This window comes from Streptomyces sp. NPDC052012, assembly GCF_040689265.1.
Lineage (GTDB): Bacteria > Actinomycetota > Actinomycetes > Streptomycetales > Streptomycetaceae > Streptomyces.
The window spans coordinates 18715-38000 of sequence record NZ_JBFAXA010000006.1 but is presented as its reverse complement, the minus strand read 5'-3'; the positions used below and the strand labels follow the sequence as shown (position 1 = coordinate 38000).

Here is a 19286-nt window from a genome sequence, read left to right as displayed (position 1 = left end):
GATCCTTCAATACCCATGTTGTCTCGTTCTTCCGCGTGCGATTGAATTCCGGGCATGGCAGAGCAGCTGAGGGGACTGGCCGACGACCGCGCCCTGTTGGGCCGTACCAGCACCGCCGAGCGGGTCTCGGACATCCTCAGGAGCCGGATCGCCGAGGGGTACTTCCCGCCCGGGACGCGGCTGTCGGAGGACAGCATCGGCGGGGCCCTCGGTGTCTCGCGCAACACGCTCCGCGAGGCGTTCCGGCTGCTCACGCATGAACGGCTGCTCGTCCACGAGTTGAACCGGGGCGTCTTCGTGCGGGTCCTGACCGTCGAGGACGTCGAGGACATCTACCGCACCCGCCGGCTCGTCGAGTGTGCCGTCGTGCGCGGCCTGGGCGAGCCGCCCTACGCGCTCGACGCGCTCGCCGGGGCGGTGGAGGAGGGGCGCCGGGCGGCGCGCGAAGGTGACTGGAAAGCGGTGGGTACGGCCAATATCCACTTCCACCGGGAACTGGTGGCCCTCGCCGCGAGCGAACGCACCGACGAGCTGATGCGCAGTGTCTTCGCCGAACTGCGGCTGGCGTTCCACGTGGTGGACGAGCCGCAGCGGCTGCACGAGCCGTACATCGCACGAAATGTCGCGATTCTTCAGGCATTGCAGGCGGGGGAGCGCGACAAGGCCGAGGAACTGCTGGCGGGTTATCTCGACGACTCGCTCGAACGCGTGGTGGAGGTGTACCGGCGCCGGGTGGGGGACGACGGCCCGGGCGCCTGAGCCGGGCGGGAGGCGGCGGTCCGGGCGTGTGAGCCGGGGTGCATCTGGGTCGTTTGGGTCGTTGTCAGACCGAGGACCTAGTCTGTGCACCGTGACTTCGCCTGCATCGACGGACAGCGTTCCGCCCCAGCTCAGCGCGGGGCCGCGCCCCGCGCCGGGGCCGGCCGCCGACGAGGGACTGGCGCGGCGGCTGCGCGCGCTCGCCTGCACCGCGCCGCTGCACGACCTGGACGCGCGCAAGGCCAACCTGGCCGGCGAGTACTCGGTGTACGGCATGGCGGAGATCGCCCTCGCGGCCATCGACCTGGTCACCCTGAACATGGACTTCGACACGGGCGCGGACCACGACCAGATCGTCGCCCGGCTCATCCCGCGCATCGCCGCCCAGGCCCCGCGCCGACCCGCCGCCGAGCACGAGCGGGTGGCCCGCTGGGTCCTGGAGAACCTGATCAACGTCGGCAGCGTCGACCGCGGCTTCCGCGCGGTGTACGGCGTCTTCGGCGCCGACGGCACGTACGTCCGCCGCGACTACGACTTCAAGTTGATCGAGGAGGTCCCCGGCCCCGGCGGCGCCGTGTACCTGCGAACCACCGACGAAGCGGTCAACGTGCTCGTCGGCGCCCTGGACACCGACGTCACCAGCGCGCAGATCGCCGCCGAGGTCAAGCTGGAGGTGCTGATCAGCCGCGGCCGGCTCGCCGACGCCCAGCTCGCCGCGGAGCAGGCCCGCTACCGGACCGTGCAGTACTCCGAGACTCTGCGCCGCGCCCTCGAGGCGACCCGGCGCAACGTCCGCGCGGTGGACTGGCTCACCGCCGTGCCCGACATGATCGCCGAGGCACTGGACCACGTGGCCGACCGATACCGCCACGAGAACGCGATCCTCACCAACATCCGCAAGGCCCGCGACGAATCCGAGGACCCCGAGCACAAGCGCCGTGCCGCCGAGCTCGTGGACATCGTCAAGGACTGCATCCGGCGCCACACGCAGCTGCAGTCCCGGCTGCTGGAGGCGGGCCCGCTGTTCCGCGCCGAGCAGGACCGGCAGGCCTTCGCCACGCCCACCGCGGCGTCCGGCACGGACCTCTACGGCCACCTCCTCGCGCCCTCGCTGCCGCTCCCCGTGGAGCAGGCCGTCCGGGTCACCGACGCGTTCTTCGCGCATGGCACGGGGCTGCGCACGCCGGTGTCCGTCCGGCTCACCGATCTAGTCGAGATACTGCTCACCCCGCCCGTGGAGCGGGAGCACCTCGGCGCGGAGATGCCCGAGCCCGACCTGATCGCCACACCGGACGACAGCCGCTTCAGCGAGGAGCAGCTGGCGGCGGCGACGGAACTGCTGGATCTGCCGGCGGACGCGCCACGGCGGCTGTCCGGGCTGCTGGCGGAGGCCCGGCGGCGCGATCCCGAGCTGCCGTATCTGGTGGCGCTGCTCGCGGTGCACGCGGCGAGTCCGCCGGTGGGGACGGCGGTCCGGCAGGGGGAGCGGAAGCTGCTGTTCGCCGTGGACGACGGCACGGAACTGGATGATCCGGAGTTCGGCGGTGCCGATCTCATCGTGGGGACGGCGCTGTTGAACGCGGCGGCTGGATCGGAGGCGGCGTGAGGTGTCTGTCCGAGGGCGGCTGCGGGCCCGTCGTGGCTGATCGCGCCCGCCCGGCGGAGCCGCATATCGATACCGCCCGCGCCCCTGAGGGTGCTGCCCCGGTCCGTGTTCGTCAGTGCAAGGAGTTTCGTCCGTGAATGAGCACCTCGAGTGGAGTGAGGGAGATGCTCCCGCGTCCGCGGGGAGCGGTGCCGTCACCCCTGCCGACGCCGCCGATGCCGCGCGGCTCGTCGCCTTCGGGCTGCAGCCCAAGCTGCAGCCCGCCCGCGATCAGGAGTACGCGGATCTGCTGCGCCGGTACCGGGAGGATCCCCCGTTCGCGCGGCTCGCGGACGCCGTGGCCACCGGGCTCGGGCTGATCGTGCTGGAGGTGTCGCCGCGCGCCGGGATGGCCGTCACCGCCGCCGAGGACTCCGTGTTCGCCGTTCGCATGGGCGACTACGCGCGGCGGACCTCCGCAGACGGCGGCGACCGGTTCCTGCACGGGCTCGCCCACCTCGCCGTCGCCGCCATGGCCTTCCCGCGCCCCGAGGACCTTGCCGACGACGGCTACATCGGACGCGTCACCGTCAACGGCGTCGACGCCTTCGTGCGCCAGGCCTGTCACCGGCTGGAGGAGCGCGCGGCCGAGCAGGGCGAGAACACCGACCCGGTCAGCGACGCCCCCGGGTTGGAGGCGGCCTGGCGGGTCTGGGCCAGACGCAGCGCGACCGGCGCCACCAAGGACGCGCGCAGACTCGCCGGTTCCACCACCGGGATCGTGGCCAAGGCCGTCACGTTCCTGACCGACTCCGGCTTCCTCCAGCGCACCGGCGACGACCACGGCGGCACGTACCGCACCACGGCCCGCTACCAGCTCCAGGTGCGCGACATGGCGGGCAGCGCCGCCCTGGCCGAGCTGCTGGAGCTGGGCGTCGTCCCGGTCACCGACGGCACACCGACGCTCCTGCCGCCCGAGGACGGAGACGACCTGGAGCTCGTCGCCGACGCCGGCCTGCCGTTCCACTCCTCCTGAAGATCCTCCCGACCACCCCTTCTCACCCAGCCTTACGAGAGTCCGCCATGTACGAGCTGTCCCGGGTCCGCCTCTACTCCATCGGGCCCGCCGGTGCGCGCTACGCCGACACCGTGCTTGACCTGCGCGGGGTGGGCGAGCCCGTACCCGACCCCGCGCCGGCGCAGGCGGAGTTCTTCGAGGAGGAGCCCGTCGGCCCGCCGCGCCGTCCCGCGCCCGCCGGCGTGCTCTTCCTGGAGAACGGCGGCGGCAAGTCCGTCCTGCTCAAGCTGATCTTCTCGGTGATGCTGCCGGGCCACCGCAACACCCTCGGCGGCGCCAGCTCCGGTGTGCTGCGCAAGTTCCTGCTCGCCGACGACTGCGGGCACGTGGCCCTGGAGTGGCAGCACGTCCAGACCGGCGAGTGCGTCGTCGTCGGCAAGGTCAGCGAATGGCGGGGGCGGCAGGTGTCGGGCGACCCGCGCAAGTTCGCGGAGGCCTGGTACTCCTTCCGGCCCGGCCCCGGGCTCAGCCTGGACAATCTGCCGGTCGCCGAGTCCACCGCCGTACGGCCGCCCGCCGAGGGCCAGTCGGGGGCGCGCGGCCGGCGGCGCACCATGAAGGGCTTCCGGGACGCCCTCACCGAGGCGGGCAAGACGTACCCGCACCTGGAGGTGCACTGGGAGGAGATCCACGAACGCTGGACCGAACACCTCGGCGACCTCGGACTCGACCCCGAACTCTTCCGCTACCAGCGGGAGATGAACGCCGACGAGGGTGAGGCCGCCGGTCTCTTCGCGGTCAAGAAGGACTCCGACTTCACCGACCTGCTGCTGCGCGCGGTCACCGACACCCGCGACACCGACGGACTCGCCGACCTGGTCAGCGGTTTCGGCAACAAGCTGGGGCGGCGCGCCGAGCTGATCGCCGAACGGGACTTCACCGCCGGGTCGGTCGACCTGCTCGGCCGGATCGTCGAGGCCGCCGACGCGCGGGCACGCGCGCGTGAGATCCACACCGCCGCCGAGCGCCGCACCCGCACCCTCGCCCGCCGGCTCTCCGCACGCGGCGCCCAGGAACGCCACCGTGCGGCCGACCTCGCCCAGCGGGTCACCGCCGCGGCGTACGCGGTGACGCACGCCGAGGGCGCCCGCGAGCGCAGCGCCCTGATCTCCGCCGAACTCGCCTACCGGCACGCCTCCCTGGCACTGGCAGCCGCCGAGAAGTCCGCCGCCGCGCAGAAGCGGGAACTCGCCGACGCGCGCACGCTGTACTCCGCCTGGCAGGCCGCCGAGGCCGTACTGCGCCACCGCGCCGCCGCCGACCGGGCCGCCCGCGTCTCCGCCGCGATCCAGGAGGCCGAGCGCGACGCGGCCCCCGCACTCGCCGCCCGCGCCAAGGCCGCCGTCGACCTGGTGCGCGCCCTGCACGCCGCCGCGCAGAACGCCGAGAACCTCGCCAACGAGCAGGAGGAGCGGTCGGCGGCCCTCCAGGAGGTCAGCGACGCGGCCTACCGCGACTCCACGGCCGCCGCCACCGAGGCACAGCGGGCCCGCAGCGAGATCGGGCATCTGCGGCAGCGGCTCGCCGAGGTGGAGCAGGAGACCGCCGAGGCGGTCCGCTCGGGCTGGCTGGACGACAGCGCCCCCGACGCCGACCCGGCCCGCGCGGCGCTCGCCGCGAGCGACGCCGAGAAGACGACGGTCGAGGCCTGGGACTTCGCGCGCGAGGCGGCCCGCCGGGCCGCCGAGCACGCCCGCGAGGCCGCCGCCGCCGAGAGCCGGGCGGAACTCACGGCGGCCCGCGCGTCCGACGCGGCCACGGCGGCACAGCGCGCCTACGAGGCCGAGCACCGCACCGCCGAGTCGCTCGCCGCCGAGGAACGCCTGGCGGAGCTGCTGAGCCTGCCGGCGGCGTCCTCAGCGGGCCGCGCAGGCGTGCCGGGGCCACGTACGGACACCGACGCCGCGCGCGCCGGCGCGTCCGAGGCCGGCGGCGCCGCCGGCGCGACGGCCCCGGCCGCAGGTCCCGGCCACCGCGAGGATTCCCGTGACCGGTCGGACGGTCCTGGCACCGGCCAGGCGTCGTCCGACCGGGTGCCCCCGCCCGCCGGACCCGGAGAGGAGCCCCCGGGCGGCACCGGCGGTGACCGGGCCCGTCCCCGCATGGCGCGGCCCCTCGGCGAAGGCCCTCTCGGCCCCGAGGAGCTCGACCGGTTCGCCGACGAGCTGCGGGAACTGCTCGACGACGCCGTCTCCTCCGCCGAGCGGCAGCTGTTCGAGCTGCGCACCGCCGCCGCCGACGACGCCCGGATCCTCGGCGCCCTCGGTGACGGCGGGCTGCTGCCGCCGGGACCGGACGTGCTGGCCACGGTCGAGTTCCTCGGCGAGCACGGCATCCCCGCACTGCCCGGCTGGCGGTATCTCGCTCAGGCCGTCGACCCCGCCGACCACGCGCGGGTGCTGGCCGCCCGGCCCGAGCTGGTCGACGGCGTCATCATCACCGACCCGGACTCCCACGTCCGCGCCCGCGCGGTACTCGGCGAGGCCGCCCTGCTGCCCCGCTCCGCCGTCGCCGTGGGAACCGCCGCCGCGCTGCTCGCGCCGACCCCTGCGCAGGACACGGACACCGGGGACGTCTTCCTCGTACCGCCGAACCCGGCCATGCACGACGAGCACGCCGCCGACGAGGAACGCCAGGCGCTGCGCGCCCGGGCCGCCGAACGCGACGAGGAGATCCGGGCCCTCGCCGCACGGCTCGGCAAGGACCGGGAGCTGGCGGCCCGCCTCGCCTCCTGGCGCACCGGCTGCCCGGCCGGACGGCTCACCGAGCTGGCGCGGGCGGCACACGACGCGCGCCTGTTCGCCGAGGAGGCCGAGGCGGAGCTGGCCGAGGCGCGCACCGTCCGCGCGGAGGCCGAGGAGGCGGCCGCCGACGCCGCCCGCGTCCGCGACGAGCGGCAGGAGGCCGCGCAGAAGGCCCGGCGCGCCGCCGACGCCCTCGCCGGGCTCGCCTTCCGGCTGCGCGAACGCGCCGGCTGGCAGGCCAGACTGCGCGAACTGGCCGACGAGGCCGCCGAGGCCGAGGCCCGCGCCCAGGCCTGCCTGGACCGCGCTCGTGCCGCCGACGAGGACCGGCGCGCCGCCCAGCGCGCCGCCGACGACGCCCGCCGCACCGCGCGTGCGCTGCGCGCCGAGCGCTCCGAGATCGCGGGCGCCCCCGACGATGTACCCGCGCACGGCGCGGACGGCGCAGAGGGTGCGGACGGCGCCGGGGAGCGGCAGGCGTCCCTGCCCGCGCTGCGCGAGGCGTACCGGGCCGCGTCCCAGGTGTACGAGAAGGTCGGTGTCGGCGCCGATCTGCGCGCCGAGCAGGCGCGCGCGGAGAGCGACGAGAGCGCGGCCCGCGCCGAGCTGGACCGACTCAGCAACAAGGTCCGCACGCGCGCGGAGCAGCTGCTCGAGTCGCCCGACGGCTCGGACGGGCCCAGCCGGCAGGCCGCCGCCGCCCGCGCCGAGGAGCTGGTGCAGCTCCTGGAGACCCGTATGTCCAGCGCGAGCGAGCAGCTGGGGCGGCTGCGCGGCGAGGCCGAGCGGCTCGCGCCGGACGACGGCGAGGCCCACACCGAGCTCCCGGAGGAGCTGGTCCCGCGTGACGCGGAGCACGCCCAGGCTCTCCTGCGCACCGCCACGGCCGAACTCGCCTCCCGCACCGAGGCGTTGACCGCGGCCCGGGAGGCGCACGCCGAACTCCTCGAAGCACACCGCGCCGCCGAGGACGCGGCGAGCGGCTTCGACGAGATCGCCGCCCTGCTCCGCGATCTGCTGCGTGAGCACACCCCCGAGGACGAGCCGGACGAGCCCGAGCCGTACCCGGGCAGCCTCGAGGAGGCCCGGCAGTCGGCCGCCGAGGCCCGCCGCTCGCTGCGCGGCTGCGCCGCCGACCTGTCCGCCGCCGAGTCCGCCGTGCGGGAGGCGAGCGACGTCCTCGTCCGGCACGCCAACTCCACCCGCTACGAGCAGGTCCGCACCCCCGCGCGGCAGCAGATCCGCGAGCTGCCCGCCTCCGCGCTGCCCGAGCACGCCCAGCGCTGGGCGGACGCCTTCGCGCCCCGGCTGCGCGTCCTCACCGACGAGCTGGAGCAGCTGGAACGCAACCGCGACTCGATCGTGGACCGGCTCAGGGGGCTGGTCGAGTCGGCCCTCGCCACCCTGCGCTCCGCCCAGCGCCTGTCCCGACTGCCCGAGGGACTCGGCGAGTGGTCGGGACAGGAGTTCCTGCGCATCCGCTTCGAGGAGCCCGACCAGGCCACCCTCACCGAGCGGCTCGGCGAGGTCATCGACGACGCGACCCGCGCGGCCGTGAAGAAGAACTCCGACCTGCGGCGCGACGGCATGTCCCTGCTGCTGCGCGGGGTGGCCGCCGCACTCCAGCCGAAGGGCGTCGCCGTCGAGATCCTCAAGCCGGACGCCGTGCTGCGCGCCGAGCGCGTCCCCGTCGGCCAGATGGGCGACGTTTTCTCCGGCGGCCAGCTCCTCACCGCCGCGATCGCCCTGTACTGCACGATGGCCGCTCTGCGCTCCAACGACCGCGGGCGCGACCGGCACCGGCATGCCGGAACGCTGTTCCTGGACAATCCCATCGGGCGCGCCAACGCCACGTACCTGCTGGAACTCCAGAGGGCCGTCGCGGACGCGCTCGGTGTGCAGCTCCTCTATACGACCGGGCTGTTCGACACCACCGCACTCGCGGAGTTCCCGCTGGTCATCCGGCTGCGCAACGACGCGGACCTCAGGGCGGGGCTGAAGTACATCAGCGTGGAGGAACACCTCCGCCCGGGGCTTCCGCAGCAGCCCCGGGCGGAGGAGGCCGTGCACAGCGAGATCACGGCGACCCGGATGTTCAAACGCCCGGCGCCGACAACCCCCTAGGGGCGCGGGGAACTGCGCGACCAGCCACGATGGTCCCGCAGTCGCCCCACGACCTCGCGCCCCTGGCTCTCATGCGCCGGCCCTCAGTCGGCCGCCGGAGCGGCCAGCGGAGCGGTGGGCTGCGGGGGATCGGTGTCGAGCCGGTGCTCGGCGAGGACACCGGTGCGGTGCCGCTGCACGAACCAGTAGTAGGCGAAGCCGCCGCCCGCGATGACCGCGACGAACAGCACCGCTCCCCAGCGCAGGTACCAGTGGTAGGGGGCCGTGGCGTTGTAGACGGCGGCGCGCGGCCAGATCAGGTTGAGCGTCATCGCCGCACCCCACAGCACCGCGACGATGTTCACCGGCAGTCCCCAACGGCCCAGCGAGAAACGGCCGTTGTCCGCGGGCTGCCACCGGCCGCGCAGCCGCGCCACCAGCATCGGCGCCGTGACGCCCAGATAGGCGAGGTAGATCATGATGATGCCGATGCTGGTGACCACCGTGAAGATCTGCGGCTGACGGATGTTGACGACCAGGATCGCCAGCGCCAGGATCCCGATGATCACCGCCGGGAGCACCGGCGTCTGGAAGCGCGGGCTCACCCGGGCGATCAGCGAGGCCGCGGGCAGGTTGTTGTCACGGGCCATCGCGAACGCCAGCCGGATCGCCGCGGTGTGCACGGCCAGCGCGCACACCGTGACCGCGACCAGCACGCACCACAGCATCGCCTTGCCGGCCGTAGGGCCGAGCACGTCGAGGACGACGTACTGCAGTCCGTCCGTGGAGAGCCTGTCGCCCTTGAGGGTGGACACGCTCATCAGTGCCAGCAGCAGGATCAGCCCGCCCAGGACGAACGAGGCGACGATCGCGCGGATGATGGCGCGGGGAGCGTTTCGGGACGGGTCGAGGGACTCCTCGCCGAGCGAGGCGGCGGTGTCGAAGCCGTACATGACGTACGCGGACGCCAGCGACGCCACCAGGAAGGCGCCGAGGTAGCCGGAGGCGAAGCCCGAGCCGGTGCCCTCGGTCTCCAGCACGACCTGCGGGCCGCGCGTGATGTGCACGGCGAGCATCACGATCAGTACGACAGCGGCGATCAGCTCGATGAACACGCCCGCCGTGTTGATCCGCGCCATCAGCTTGACGCCGAAGGCGTTCACCAGAGTGGTGAACAGGATCAGCACCGCGGCCAGGATGACCGCGTTGGTCGCCACGTCGTACGTACCGGTGCCGTCCCCGACGATCTGGAAGGTGTCGGAGATCTGCGGCAGCGTCAGCTGGTAGGCGAGCGCCACCGCCGAGATGGACACGATGGAGGCGATCAGCATCATCCAGCCGGCGAGCCAGCCCAGATGCGGATTGCCGATGCGCTTGGCCCAGTTGTAGACGGATCCCGCCACCGGATAGCGGGCGGCCAGCTCGGCGAAGCACAGCGCCACCATGAACTGGCCGACGAACACCATCGGCCACGACCACCAGTAGGCGGGACCGCCGCTGCCGTAGCCGAAGTAGAACAGCTGGAAGGTGCCGGTCAGGATCGATATGTAGCTGATCCCGGCGGCGAAGGTGTGGAAGTTGCCGAGGGTGCGCTTGAGTTCGGGTTTGTAGCCGAACTCGGCGAGCTCGGCGTCGTCCTGGCCGTGTGTGCCGCGTGGACCCTGGGGGCCGGTGGGGGGACGGTCGGTCGTCGTCATGCGCGGTTCTCCTCAAGGGGCGTGGGGGTCAGGAGAACCAACCCTGGGGCTCGGGGCGGGTGTTGCGCCAGATGTGCTTCGGCTCGCGATACTCATCGAGCCCCGCGGGCCCGAGTGCCCTGTGGGCTTCCCGTCAGCCCGTGCTACCCGAGCGGGTGCGTCGCCGTGCCGGACGGCAGCAGCCCCTGCGTGCCAGGCGCGTCCGTCAGGAGTGGGACAGCTGGCCCGCTCCGCCCCGGCGGCGTATTCGTGCTTGCGCGCGCTCGGCGGCCCGCTCCTGGCGCCGGGCGCGGCGCCGTTCACGCCGCAGTGCCCGTGCGGTGCTGCTGGGTTCGGACAGCACTCCGTGGCGCTGGTTCCACACCTGGCGGGTCACCCACACGTCGAGCGCACCCCAGGTCGCCACGATGGTGCTGACGACGCTGCTGATGACCATCGGAAACGCCAGCCACGACCCGGCGAGGGTGCACAGAAAAGCCACCATGGCCTGAATCAGTGTCACGGCGATGATGAGGACCGCCCGCACCGCCGCCGTGCGCACCGGATCGGGCATCCGCCGCCGTCGCGCGGGCTCCTCGATCCACAGCGGCCGGTAGTAGGCCTGCTCGGAGGCCTCCGTGTGCGCACGCCCACCGGTCTCCCGGGTCTCGCCGCTCGACGCGCCGCCCTTCGGCCGGACGTCACCACCGGTGACTTCCCCGCGCTCGGCTGCGGGAACGCCCCCGCTCGGCGCCTCGGCGCGCGATCGTGTCGTCACGTGCGCCGCCGCGCCGTCCTCGGGCGCCTTGCGCCGCTCAGCCGTGCCCATCACCGTGTCACTCCCCACCGCCGGCAGACCCTTCGCTCGTGTCCGAAGACCCGACTCCCCAGTGGCTGCCCGGCTTGCGCTGTTTTACGCCGCCCAGGTGCGCGATTCGGCTCCTGTGACCGATTCCGCCCCCATGTCCCACAGAGAAGGACGAACGGCGCGACACGAAGATTCCCGACTGCGGAATGTTTTCGGCCAACCGTCCCCGCACGGCCCGGAGATCGAGCCGCGACGCCACCTCGGTCACCGGGAGGCAATCTCCCGCAATGCCCGGACAACTCGGCATGTCTCGGCGCGGGTGCGGAAGTTCAGCTTCCGGACGGCTCTTCGAGTTAACTGTGGCTCGGTAGTAGGCTCGCGCCGTTTGTTGACGCACATGTGTACCCCCGGCCCGCCGGGGGCCGAGCTGGGGGAGGCCATGCGCTTTCGCGGGAAGTCCATCCGCCGGAAGATCGTGGCGCTGCTTCTCGTGCCGCTGCTGTCGCTCACGACCATCTGGGCCTTCACCACGGTGCTCACGGGCCGCGAGGCGAGCCGGCTGTTCGACGCGTCCTCGGTGATGGAGAAGGTCGGCTACCCGGTCGAGGACACCGTCCGCGTCCTTCAGCAGGAGCGCCGCCAGACGCTCGTCTATCTCGCCGATCCCCGTGCCTCCGACGGGCTCGCCGCGCTGCGCCGGAGCCGTGTCGCCACGGACAAGGCCGTCAGCAGCGTCCGTGAGAACGCGGCGAGCTCCGAGGTGCGCGAGGCGCTCGGCGGAGACACCGACGAGCTGAGTGCGGTCCTCGACTCCTTCAGCGGCATCGAGTCCTTGCGACGCAGCGTCGAGGACGGCACCGTCAACCGCGCCCAGGCACTCGACCTCTACAACCGGCTGGTCGACCCCTGCTACGCCCTGCTCGCCAATCTGCACGTGGTCGACGACGTCGAGCTCGACAAGCAGTACCGGGCCCTCGTCAACCTCGCCCGAGCCCGTGAACTCCTCTCCCGCGAGGACGCTCTGCTCGGCTCCGCCCTGATCGTCGGCAAGCTGTCCGCCGCCGAAGTCCGGGACGTCTCCGACCTGATGGCGCAGCGCACGGTGATGTACGACGTCGGCCTGCCGCAGCTGCCCGTGTCGGAACGCGACCGCTACGAGGCCTTCTGGAAGAACGCCGCCTCCGCTCCGCTGCGCGTGGGCGAGGAGGCGGCCGTCTCGTCCGGGGCCGGGCCGGCCCGCGGGATCACCGCCAAGAGCTGGGACACCGCCGCCGGCAAGGTGCTCGACGAACTCGGCACCCTCAACGACCAGGCCGCCGACCGCTATCAGGACCGCGTCCGCCCCGTCGCCATGGGTGTCATCACCCAGGCCGTCATCGCCGGCGTGCTCGGTCTGATCGCCCTGCTGCTCTCGCTGTTCCTGTCCGTGCGCATCGGCCGCGGACTCATCCGGGACCTGCGCCAGCTGCGCCTGGAGGCCCACGAGGCGTCCGGAGTCCGGCTGCCCAGCGTGATGCGCCGCCTCTCCGCAGGGGAACAGGTCGACGTGGAGACCGAGGTACCCCGCCTGGAGTACGACAAGAACGAGATGGGCGAGGTCGGCCAAGCCCTCAACACCCTGCAGCGCGCCGCAGTGGAGGCCGCCGTCAAACAGGCCGAGCTGCGCGCCGGTGTCTCCGAGGTCTTCGTCAACCTCGCCCGCCGCAGCCAGGTCCTGCTGCACAAGCAGCTCACCCTGCTCGACGCCATGGAGCGCAGGACCGAGGACACCGAGGAACTCGCCGACCTGTTCCGCCTCGACCATCTGACCACCCGTATGCGCCGGCACGCCGAGGGTCTGGTGATCCTCTCCGGCGCCGCACCCTCCCGGCAGTGGCGCAAGCCCGTCCAGCTCATGGACGTCGTACGCGCGGCCGTCGCCGAGGTCGAGGACTACGAACGCATCGAGGTCCGCCGGCTGCCCCGGGTCGCCGTCACCGGGCCCGCGGTCGCCGACCTCACCCACCTCGTGGCGGAACTCCTGGAGAACGCCACCGTGTTCTCCCCGCCGCACACCGCTGTCCAGGTTCTCGGCGAGCGTGTCGCCAACGGCTTCACGCTGGAGATCCACGACCGCGGTCTCGGCATGGCGGCCGAGGCGCTCCTGGACGCCAACCTGCGGCTCGCCGAGACGCCGGAGTTCGAACTGTCCGACACCGACCGGCTCGGACTGTTCGTCGTGAGCCGTCTCGCCCAGCGGCAGAACGTCCGTGTCTCCCTGCAGCCGTCCCCGTACGGCGGCACCACCGCGGTCGTCTTCATCCCGGACGCGCTGCTGACGGACGACGTCCCGGACACCAACGGCGTCGGCTTCCGCCTCGACCGTCCCCAGCTCACCAAGGACAAGGAACCGGAGGAGAGCCGCCGCGCCGCACTCTCCCAGGTGCCCGTCCAGCTGCCGGGGCTGCCCGCCTCCCTCCTGGACGGACCGGTCGAGCTCGAGGCCCCCGTCGACCTCGACGCCCTCGACGACTTCCCCGGCGCGCTCGGCGACGACGACAGCGAGCACGGGGGTCTGTTCCGCCCCCACCGGTCGCGCGCCAAGGACGAGCGGACCGGCCGCCGCCGCGAGCCGCATCACCGGGCCCCCGGCGGACCGGGCCGCGACACCGGCGACGACGAGGTGAGCGCCCCGCTGCCACTGCCGCGCCGGGGGACCCCCAAGCTGGTCAGCTCGCATGGGCGCCCGGTCCGCGACGAGCGCGCCCGGCGCGAGCGTACGGAGGACGACACCACCGACTCGCCCCGCCCGGAACTGGAGGCAGCACCTCCCCTTCCGGTCCGGCGCCGGGGCGACGATCGTGTGGAGGGCCGGGGCACCGGACGTCCTGGCCCGGCGCCCGCGTCCCCGGGTCCGGCACGACGCGGCGTCGACCGCGCCTCCGCGGGCGGCAGAGAGCAGGGACGACCGGACGTGGAGACACCACCGCCCCTGCCGTCCCGCCGGCGGGCCACGGACGCCACCCGGCCGGGGACCGGATCCCGCACGGACGAACAGCTCACCGCAGAAGCCGGTGCCGCACAGCCCGGCCCCCCACAGCCTGGAGCCGCTCGGCCCGGAGGCGCACAGCCCGGCACCGCGGCACTGCCCCGGCGGGTACGGCAGGCCAGCCTCGCCCCGCAGCTCAAGCGCGGCACCGAACGACGCAACGACGACACCTCCCCGCCCGTCGACCGGGACGCGGAGGAAGTACGCAGCCGCATGGCCTCGCTCCAGCGCGGCTGGCAGCGCGGCCGCGAGGAGAACGCCGCCGGCGACGACACCGACAGCGGCACAGCACCATGAGGAACGACAAAGGGGGACGGTCGATGACCGCACCGAAGACGACCGGCCACATCACGACCGACAAGCGGGAGCTGAACTGGCTCCTCGACGACCTGGTGGACCGCGTCGCGAGCATCCGCAAGGCCATCGTGCTCTCCGGCGACGGCCTGCCCACGGGGGCCTCCAAGGACCTGACCAGGGAGGACAGCGAGCATCTGGCAGCCGTCGCGTCCGGGTTCCACAGCCTCGCCAAGGGCGTGGGCCGCCATTTCGAGGCCGGCAACGTACGCCAGACCGTCGTCGAGCTCGACGAGGCGTTCCTGTTCGTCACGGCCGCCGGGGACGGCAGCTGCCTCGCCGTCCTCGCGGACGCCGACTCGGACGTCGGGCAGGTCGCCTACGAGATGACCCTGCTGGTGAAGCGGGTCGGCGCACATCTGGGCGCCGCTCCGCGCACCGATCTGCCCTCCGGCGGGTAGTGGGATGACATGAGTGCTGACGGTCAGGGAAGAGGCCACTGGTTCGACGACGAGGCCGGACCGGTCGTCCGTCCGTACGCCATGACGCGCGGCCGCACCACCAGTGCGGCCCAGCACCGCCTCGATCTGATCGCGGTGGTCGTCACCGAACCCCACGCGGACGACCCGGAGACGGACCCCACGCTCGCCCCGGAGCACGTGGACATCGTCGAACTGTGCCGCGACACCCCGCAGACGGTCGCCGAGCTCTCCGCCGAACTCGATCTGCCGATCGGAGTGGTACGGGTCCTCGTCGGGGATCTGGTCGACACCGAATTCGTCCATGTGAACCGGCCGGTACCCCCTGCCGAGCTGCCGGACGAGAGTATTCTGCGCGACGTGATCAACGGCCTCCGGGCGCTGTGAGTGGCGCGGAAGCGGGGTGGTGACGTGGCAGGCTGGCAGTTCTGGGTCGACCGGGGCGGCACCTTCACCGACATCGTCGCGCGACGCCCCGACGGACGGCTGTTCACCCACAAACTGCTGTCGGACAACCCCGCCCGGTACTCCGACGCCGCCGTGGCGGGCGTCCGAGCCCTGCTCGAGGACTCCGGCGACCCCGTCGAGGCCGTCCGCATGGGCACGACCGTCGCCACCAACGCCCTGCTGGAACGCAAGGGCGAACGCACCCTGCTGGTGATCACCCGCGGCTTCCGCGATGCCCTGCGCATCGCCTACCAGAACCGCCCCGGCATCTTCGCCCGCCGCATCAAACTGCCCGAGCAGCTCTACGAACGAGTCGTCGAGGTCGACGAGCGCATCGCCGCCGACGGCACCGTGCTGCGCGCGCCGGACCTTCACGCCCTCGCCGGGCCGCTGGAGCAGGCCTACGCCGACGGGATCCGCGCCGTCGCCGTGGTCTGCCTGCACAGCCATCTGCACCCCGCCCACGAGCAGGCCGTCGGGGAACTCGCCGCCCGCGTCGGGTTCCCGCAGATCTCGCTGTCCAGCGAGGTCAGCCCGCTGATGAAGCTCGTTCCGCGCGGGGACACCGCCGTCGTCGACGCCTACCTCTCGCCCGTGCTGCGCCGCTACGTCCGGCGCGTCGCCGACGAACTCGAAGGCGTGCGCCTGATGTTCATGCAGTCCAACGGCGGGCTCGCCGAGGCGGGGCAGTTCCGCGGCAAGGACGCCATCCTGTCCGGCCCGGCCGGCGGGATCGTCGGCATGGCCCGCATGTCGCAGCTGGCCGGCTTCGACCGCGTCATCGGCTTCGACATGGGCGGCACCTCCACCGACGTGTCGCACTTCGCCGGCGAGTACGAACGCGTCTTCACCACCCGGATCGCGGGCGTCCGGCTGCGCGCGCCCATGCTGGACATCCACACCGTCGCCGCGGGCGGCGGCTCCGTCCTCCACTTCGACGGCTCCCGATACCGCGTGGGACCCGACTCGGCGGGCGCGGACCCCGGCCCGGCCTGCTACCGCGGTGGCGGCCCGCTCGCGGTCACCGACGCCAACGTCATGCTCGGCCGTATCCAGGCCGACCACTTTCCCGCGGTGTTCGGACCGAACGGCGACCAGCCCCTCGACACCGCCCTCGTCCGTGACCGCTTCACCGCCCTCGCGCGGGAGATCCGCGAGCAGACCGGCGACGACCGGACTCCCGAGCAGGTCGCCGAGGGCTACCTGCAGATCGCCGTCGCCAACATCGCGGGCGCGGTGAAGCGGATCTCCGTGCAGAAGGGCCACGACATCACCCGCTACGCCCTCACCACCTTCGGGGGCGCCGGGGGCCAGCACGCGTGCATGGTCGCCGACTCCCTCGGCATCCGCACCGTCCTCGTCCCGCCCATGGCCGGGGTGCTCTCCGCGCTCGGCATTGGCCTCGCCGACACCACGGCCATGCGCGAGCAGTCCGTCGAGGCGCCCCTGGAGCCCGCCGCCATGCCCGGCGTGCACAAGACCGCCGACGATCTCGAGGCGGCCGCCCGGGACGAACTCCTCGCCGAGGACGTCCCCGAGGAACGCATCGAGGTCACCCGCCGCGCCCAGCTCCGCTACGACGGCACCGACACCACCCTCACCGTCGAGCTCACCGACCCTGAGACGATGCGGCGCACCTTCGAAGAACGTCATCGCGCCACGTACTCCTTCACGCTCGACCGCCCGATCGTCGTCGAAGCCCTCTCCGTAGAAGCCACCGGCATCACCGAACCCCCCGATCTCTCCGCCCTCGCCACCTACGAAGGCCGTCCCGCAGCGCCCGTCACCGTCCGCCTCCACACCGGCGGAACCTGGCGCGACGTACCCCTCCATCGCCGTGAGGGCCTTCCTCCCGGCGAGACCGTCACCGGCCCGGCGATCATCACCGAGGCCGGCGCCACGACCGTCGTCGACGACGGCTGGCGAGCCGCGACGACCCACGACGGGCATCTGGTCATGGAACGCGCGGCGGTTACGCAGAGTTCCGATCTCGACACGAAAGTCGATCCGGTTCTCCTCGAGGTCTTCAACAACCTCTTCATGTCCATCGCCGAACAGATGGGCGCCCGCCTCGAATCCACCGCCCAGTCCGTCAACATCAAGGAACGCCTGGACTTCTCCTGCGCCCTCTTCGACCCCGACGGAAACCTGGTCGCCAACGCCCCGCACATCCCCGTCCACCTGGGCTCGATGGGCACCAGCGTCAAAGAGGTCATCCGGCGGCGCGGCCCCGCCATGCGTCCCGGCGACACCTACGCCGTCAACGACCCGTACCACGGCGGCACTCATCTGCCGGACGTCACCGTGATCACCCCGGTCTTCGACGCCACCCCTTCCGAGACCACGCAGGGTGACCGGCAAGTCCTGTTCTACGTCGCCTCCCGCGGCCACCACGCCGAGATCGGCGGTATCGCCCCGGGATCCATGCCGGCGGGCAGCCGCACCATCGAGGAGGAAGGCGTCCTCTTCGACAACTGGCTGCTCGCCGAGAACGGCCGCTTCCGCGAGGAGGAGACCCTCCGCCTCCTGACCGAGGCCCCCTACCCCTCACGCAACCCCGGCACCAACCTCGCCGACCTGCGCGCCCAGATCGCCGCCAACCAGAAGGGCGTCGACGAAGTGGGCCGCATGATCGAGAACTTCGGCCTCGACGTCGTGCAGGCCTATATGCGACACGTCCAGGACAACGCCGAGGAGGCGGTGCGGCGCGTCATCGACGCCCTCGACGACGGCGCGTACGCCTACGAGACCGACTCCGGCGCCGTCATCCGCGTACGCGTGCGCGTGGACCGCGAGAACCGCTCCGCGACGATCGACTTCACCGGCACCTCCGCCCAGCTGCCGACGAACTTCAATGCACCCTTCTCCGTCGTCAACGCCGCCGTCCTGTACGTCTTCCGCACCCTGGTCGCCGACGACATCCCGCTCAATGACGGCTGTCTGCGACCCTTGCGGATCATCGTGCCGCCCGGCTCGATGCTGGCGCCCGAACCGCCGGCCGCCGTCGTCGCGGGCAACGTGGAGACGTCCCAGGCCGTCACCGGCGCCCTCTACGCGGCACTCGGCGTCCAGGCCGAGGGATCCGGCACCATGAACAACGTCACCTTCGGCAACGCACGCCACCAGTACTACGAGACCGTCGCCTCGGGCTCGGGCGCCGGCGACGGCTTCCCCGGCGCGCCCGTCGTCCAGACCCACATGACCAACTCGCGGCTCACCGACCCCGAGGTCCTGGAGTGGCGACTGCCCGTCCGCCTCGAGGAGTTCTCCCTGCGCCGGGGCAGCGGTGGCAGCGGACGGTGGCGCGGCGGGGACGGGGCCGTGCGCCGCATCCGCTTCCTGGAGCCCATGACCGTCTCCACCCTGTCCCAGCACCGCAGGGTCCCGCCGTACGGCATGGCGGGCGGCGAACCCGGCGCGCTCGGCGCCAACCGGATCCACCGCGCGGACGGCACCGTCACCGAACTCGCCGGCAGCGACTCCGCGGACGTCGGCCCCGGCGACGTACTCGTCATCGAAACCCCCGGCGGCGGAGGATACGGTCCGCCGCCCGACCCCGATCAAGCAGGAGAAGAGATCGATGATCTTCGGGCGTTCTGAGCGCGGCAAGCCCCCGGTCGAGCCCGTCACGCTCAAGATCCTGGTGGCCGGCGGCTTCGGCGTGGGCAAGACCACGCTCGTCGGCGCGGTCAGCGAGATCAGGCCGCTGCGCACCGAGGAACTGCTCACCGAGGCGGGGCGCCCGGTCGACGACCTCAGCGGTGTGGAGGCCAAGCACACCACCACCGTCGCCATGGACTTCGGGCGCATCACGCTGCGCGAGGACCTGGTGCTGTACCTCTTCGGCACGCCGGGCCAGGAGCGGTTCTGGTTCATGTGGGACGAGCTGTCCGAGGGCGCCCTGGGCGCGGTCGTCCTCGCCGACACGCGTCGGCTGGAGGACTCCTTCGCGGCCATCGACTACTTCGAGCGGCGGTCCATACCGTTCCTGGTCGGCGTCAACTGCTTCGAGGGAGCCGCGCGCTACCCGGCCGAGGACATCCGCCAGGCCCTCGACCTCGACGAGCACGTACCCCTGGTGATGTGTGACGCACGGGACCGCGAGTCGGTCAAGGAGGTCCTCATCGGAGTCGTCCAGCACGCCATGCGGCAGGCGGCGCAGCACCGGGAGACGGTCACCACCTGACCGCAACGGCCGTCGTCAACACCGCGGCGCCGGGCCCGCACGCGGGTGCGGCCCGCACTCCCGCCGACCGGAGTGCGAGCCGCGGTCCGGAGAACGGCC

General features: G+C 72.7%; 11 protein-coding genes. 9 read left to right on the top strand and 2 right to left on the bottom strand.

Annotated features, from left to right (window positions below; genetic code table 11):
- The first annotated feature begins 54 nt into the window (after window positions 1–54).
- The 4 genes from AB0412_RS13480 to AB0412_RS13465 all read left to right on the top strand — a co-directional run bounded on the left by AB0412_RS13480 (window position 55) and on the right by AB0412_RS13465 (window position 8290).
- Window positions 55–759 carry a GntR family transcriptional regulator gene (locus AB0412_RS13480; protein WP_366402714.1) on the top strand — a complete coding sequence of 235 codons (705 nt, stop codon included), beginning with the start codon at window positions 55–57 and terminating at the stop codon, window positions 757–759.
- A 91-nt stretch (window positions 760–850) separates the two neighbouring features.
- Complete coding sequence (locus AB0412_RS13475; RefSeq protein WP_366402713.1) at window positions 851–2365, top strand: hypothetical protein; 1515 nt, start codon at window positions 851–853, stop codon at window positions 2363–2365.
- Between the two features lie 133 nt (window positions 2366–2498).
- Window positions 2499–3380, top strand: a complete 882-nt coding sequence (locus tag AB0412_RS13470) for a hypothetical protein (protein ID WP_366402712.1) — start codon at window positions 2499–2501, stop codon at window positions 3378–3380.
- A 47-nt stretch (window positions 3381–3427) separates the two neighbouring features.
- Entirely contained in the window at window positions 3428–8290 is a 4863-nt protein-coding gene (locus tag AB0412_RS13465; protein WP_366402711.1) for a hypothetical protein, read from the top strand.
- Between the two features lie 83 nt (window positions 8291–8373).
- On the opposite strand, the gene AB0412_RS13460 is transcribed toward AB0412_RS13465, so the two are convergent.
- Window positions 8374–9966, bottom strand: coding sequence for an amino acid permease (locus AB0412_RS13460; protein ID WP_366402710.1), 1593 nt, complete (start codon window positions 9964–9966; stop codon window positions 8374–8376).
- Window positions 9967–10171: 205 nt separating this feature from the next.
- Window positions 10172–10774, bottom strand: coding sequence for a hypothetical protein (locus tag AB0412_RS13455; RefSeq protein WP_366402709.1), 603 nt, complete (start codon window positions 10772–10774; stop codon window positions 10172–10174).
- A gap of 418 nt (window positions 10775–11192) precedes the next feature.
- On the opposite strand from AB0412_RS13455, the gene AB0412_RS13450 reads away from it, so the two are divergent.
- From AB0412_RS13450 to AB0412_RS13430, 5 genes are read left to right on the top strand one after another with little or no spacing between them, the layout of a single operon-like run.
- Complete coding sequence (locus tag AB0412_RS13450) at window positions 11193–14078, top strand: nitrate- and nitrite sensing domain-containing protein (RefSeq protein WP_366402708.1); 2886 nt, start codon at window positions 11193–11195, stop codon at window positions 14076–14078.
- A gap of 23 nt (window positions 14079–14101) precedes the next feature.
- Window positions 14102–14536, top strand: coding sequence for a roadblock/LC7 domain-containing protein (locus AB0412_RS13445; RefSeq protein WP_366402707.1), 435 nt, complete (start codon window positions 14102–14104; stop codon window positions 14534–14536).
- Between the two features lie 9 nt (window positions 14537–14545).
- Window positions 14546–14941 (top strand): DUF742 domain-containing protein, encoded by a 396-nt coding sequence (locus tag AB0412_RS13440; protein WP_366402706.1) that lies wholly within the window; start codon window positions 14546–14548, stop codon window positions 14939–14941.
- A 24-nt stretch (window positions 14942–14965) separates the two neighbouring features.
- Window positions 14966–18601, top strand: a complete 3636-nt coding sequence (locus AB0412_RS13435) for a hydantoinase B/oxoprolinase family protein (RefSeq protein ID WP_366402705.1) — start codon at window positions 14966–14968, stop codon at window positions 18599–18601.
- Entirely contained in the window at window positions 18582–19187 is a 606-nt protein-coding gene (locus AB0412_RS13430) for an ATP/GTP-binding protein (RefSeq protein ID WP_366402704.1), read from the top strand. The genes AB0412_RS13435 and AB0412_RS13430 overlap by 20 nt, the downstream gene beginning before the upstream one ends.
- The last annotated feature ends 99 nt before the right edge of the window (window positions 19188–19286 follow it).

Coding starts and splice junctions, on each gene's coding strand:
- AB0412_RS13455 (WP_366402709.1), bottom strand. CDS start 10,774: ATGGGCACGGCTGAGCGGCGCAAGGCGCCCGAGGACGGCGCGGCGGCG.
- AB0412_RS13445 (WP_366402707.1), top strand. CDS start 14,102: ATGACCGCACCGAAGACGACCGGCCACATCACGACCGACAAGCGGGAG.
- AB0412_RS13450 (WP_366402708.1), top strand. CDS start 11,193: ATGCGCTTTCGCGGGAAGTCCATCCGCCGGAAGATCGTGGCGCTGCTT.
- AB0412_RS13480 (WP_366402714.1), top strand. CDS start 55: ATGGCAGAGCAGCTGAGGGGACTGGCCGACGACCGCGCCCTGTTGGGC.
- AB0412_RS13440 (WP_366402706.1), top strand. CDS start 14,546: ATGAGTGCTGACGGTCAGGGAAGAGGCCACTGGTTCGACGACGAGGCC.
- AB0412_RS13430 (WP_366402704.1), top strand. CDS start 18,582: ATGATCTTCGGGCGTTCTGAGCGCGGCAAGCCCCCGGTCGAGCCCGTC.
- AB0412_RS13465 (WP_366402711.1), top strand. CDS start 3,428: ATGTACGAGCTGTCCCGGGTCCGCCTCTACTCCATCGGGCCCGCCGGT.
- AB0412_RS13460 (WP_366402710.1), bottom strand. CDS start 9,966: ATGACGACGACCGACCGTCCCCCCACCGGCCCCCAGGGTCCACGCGGC.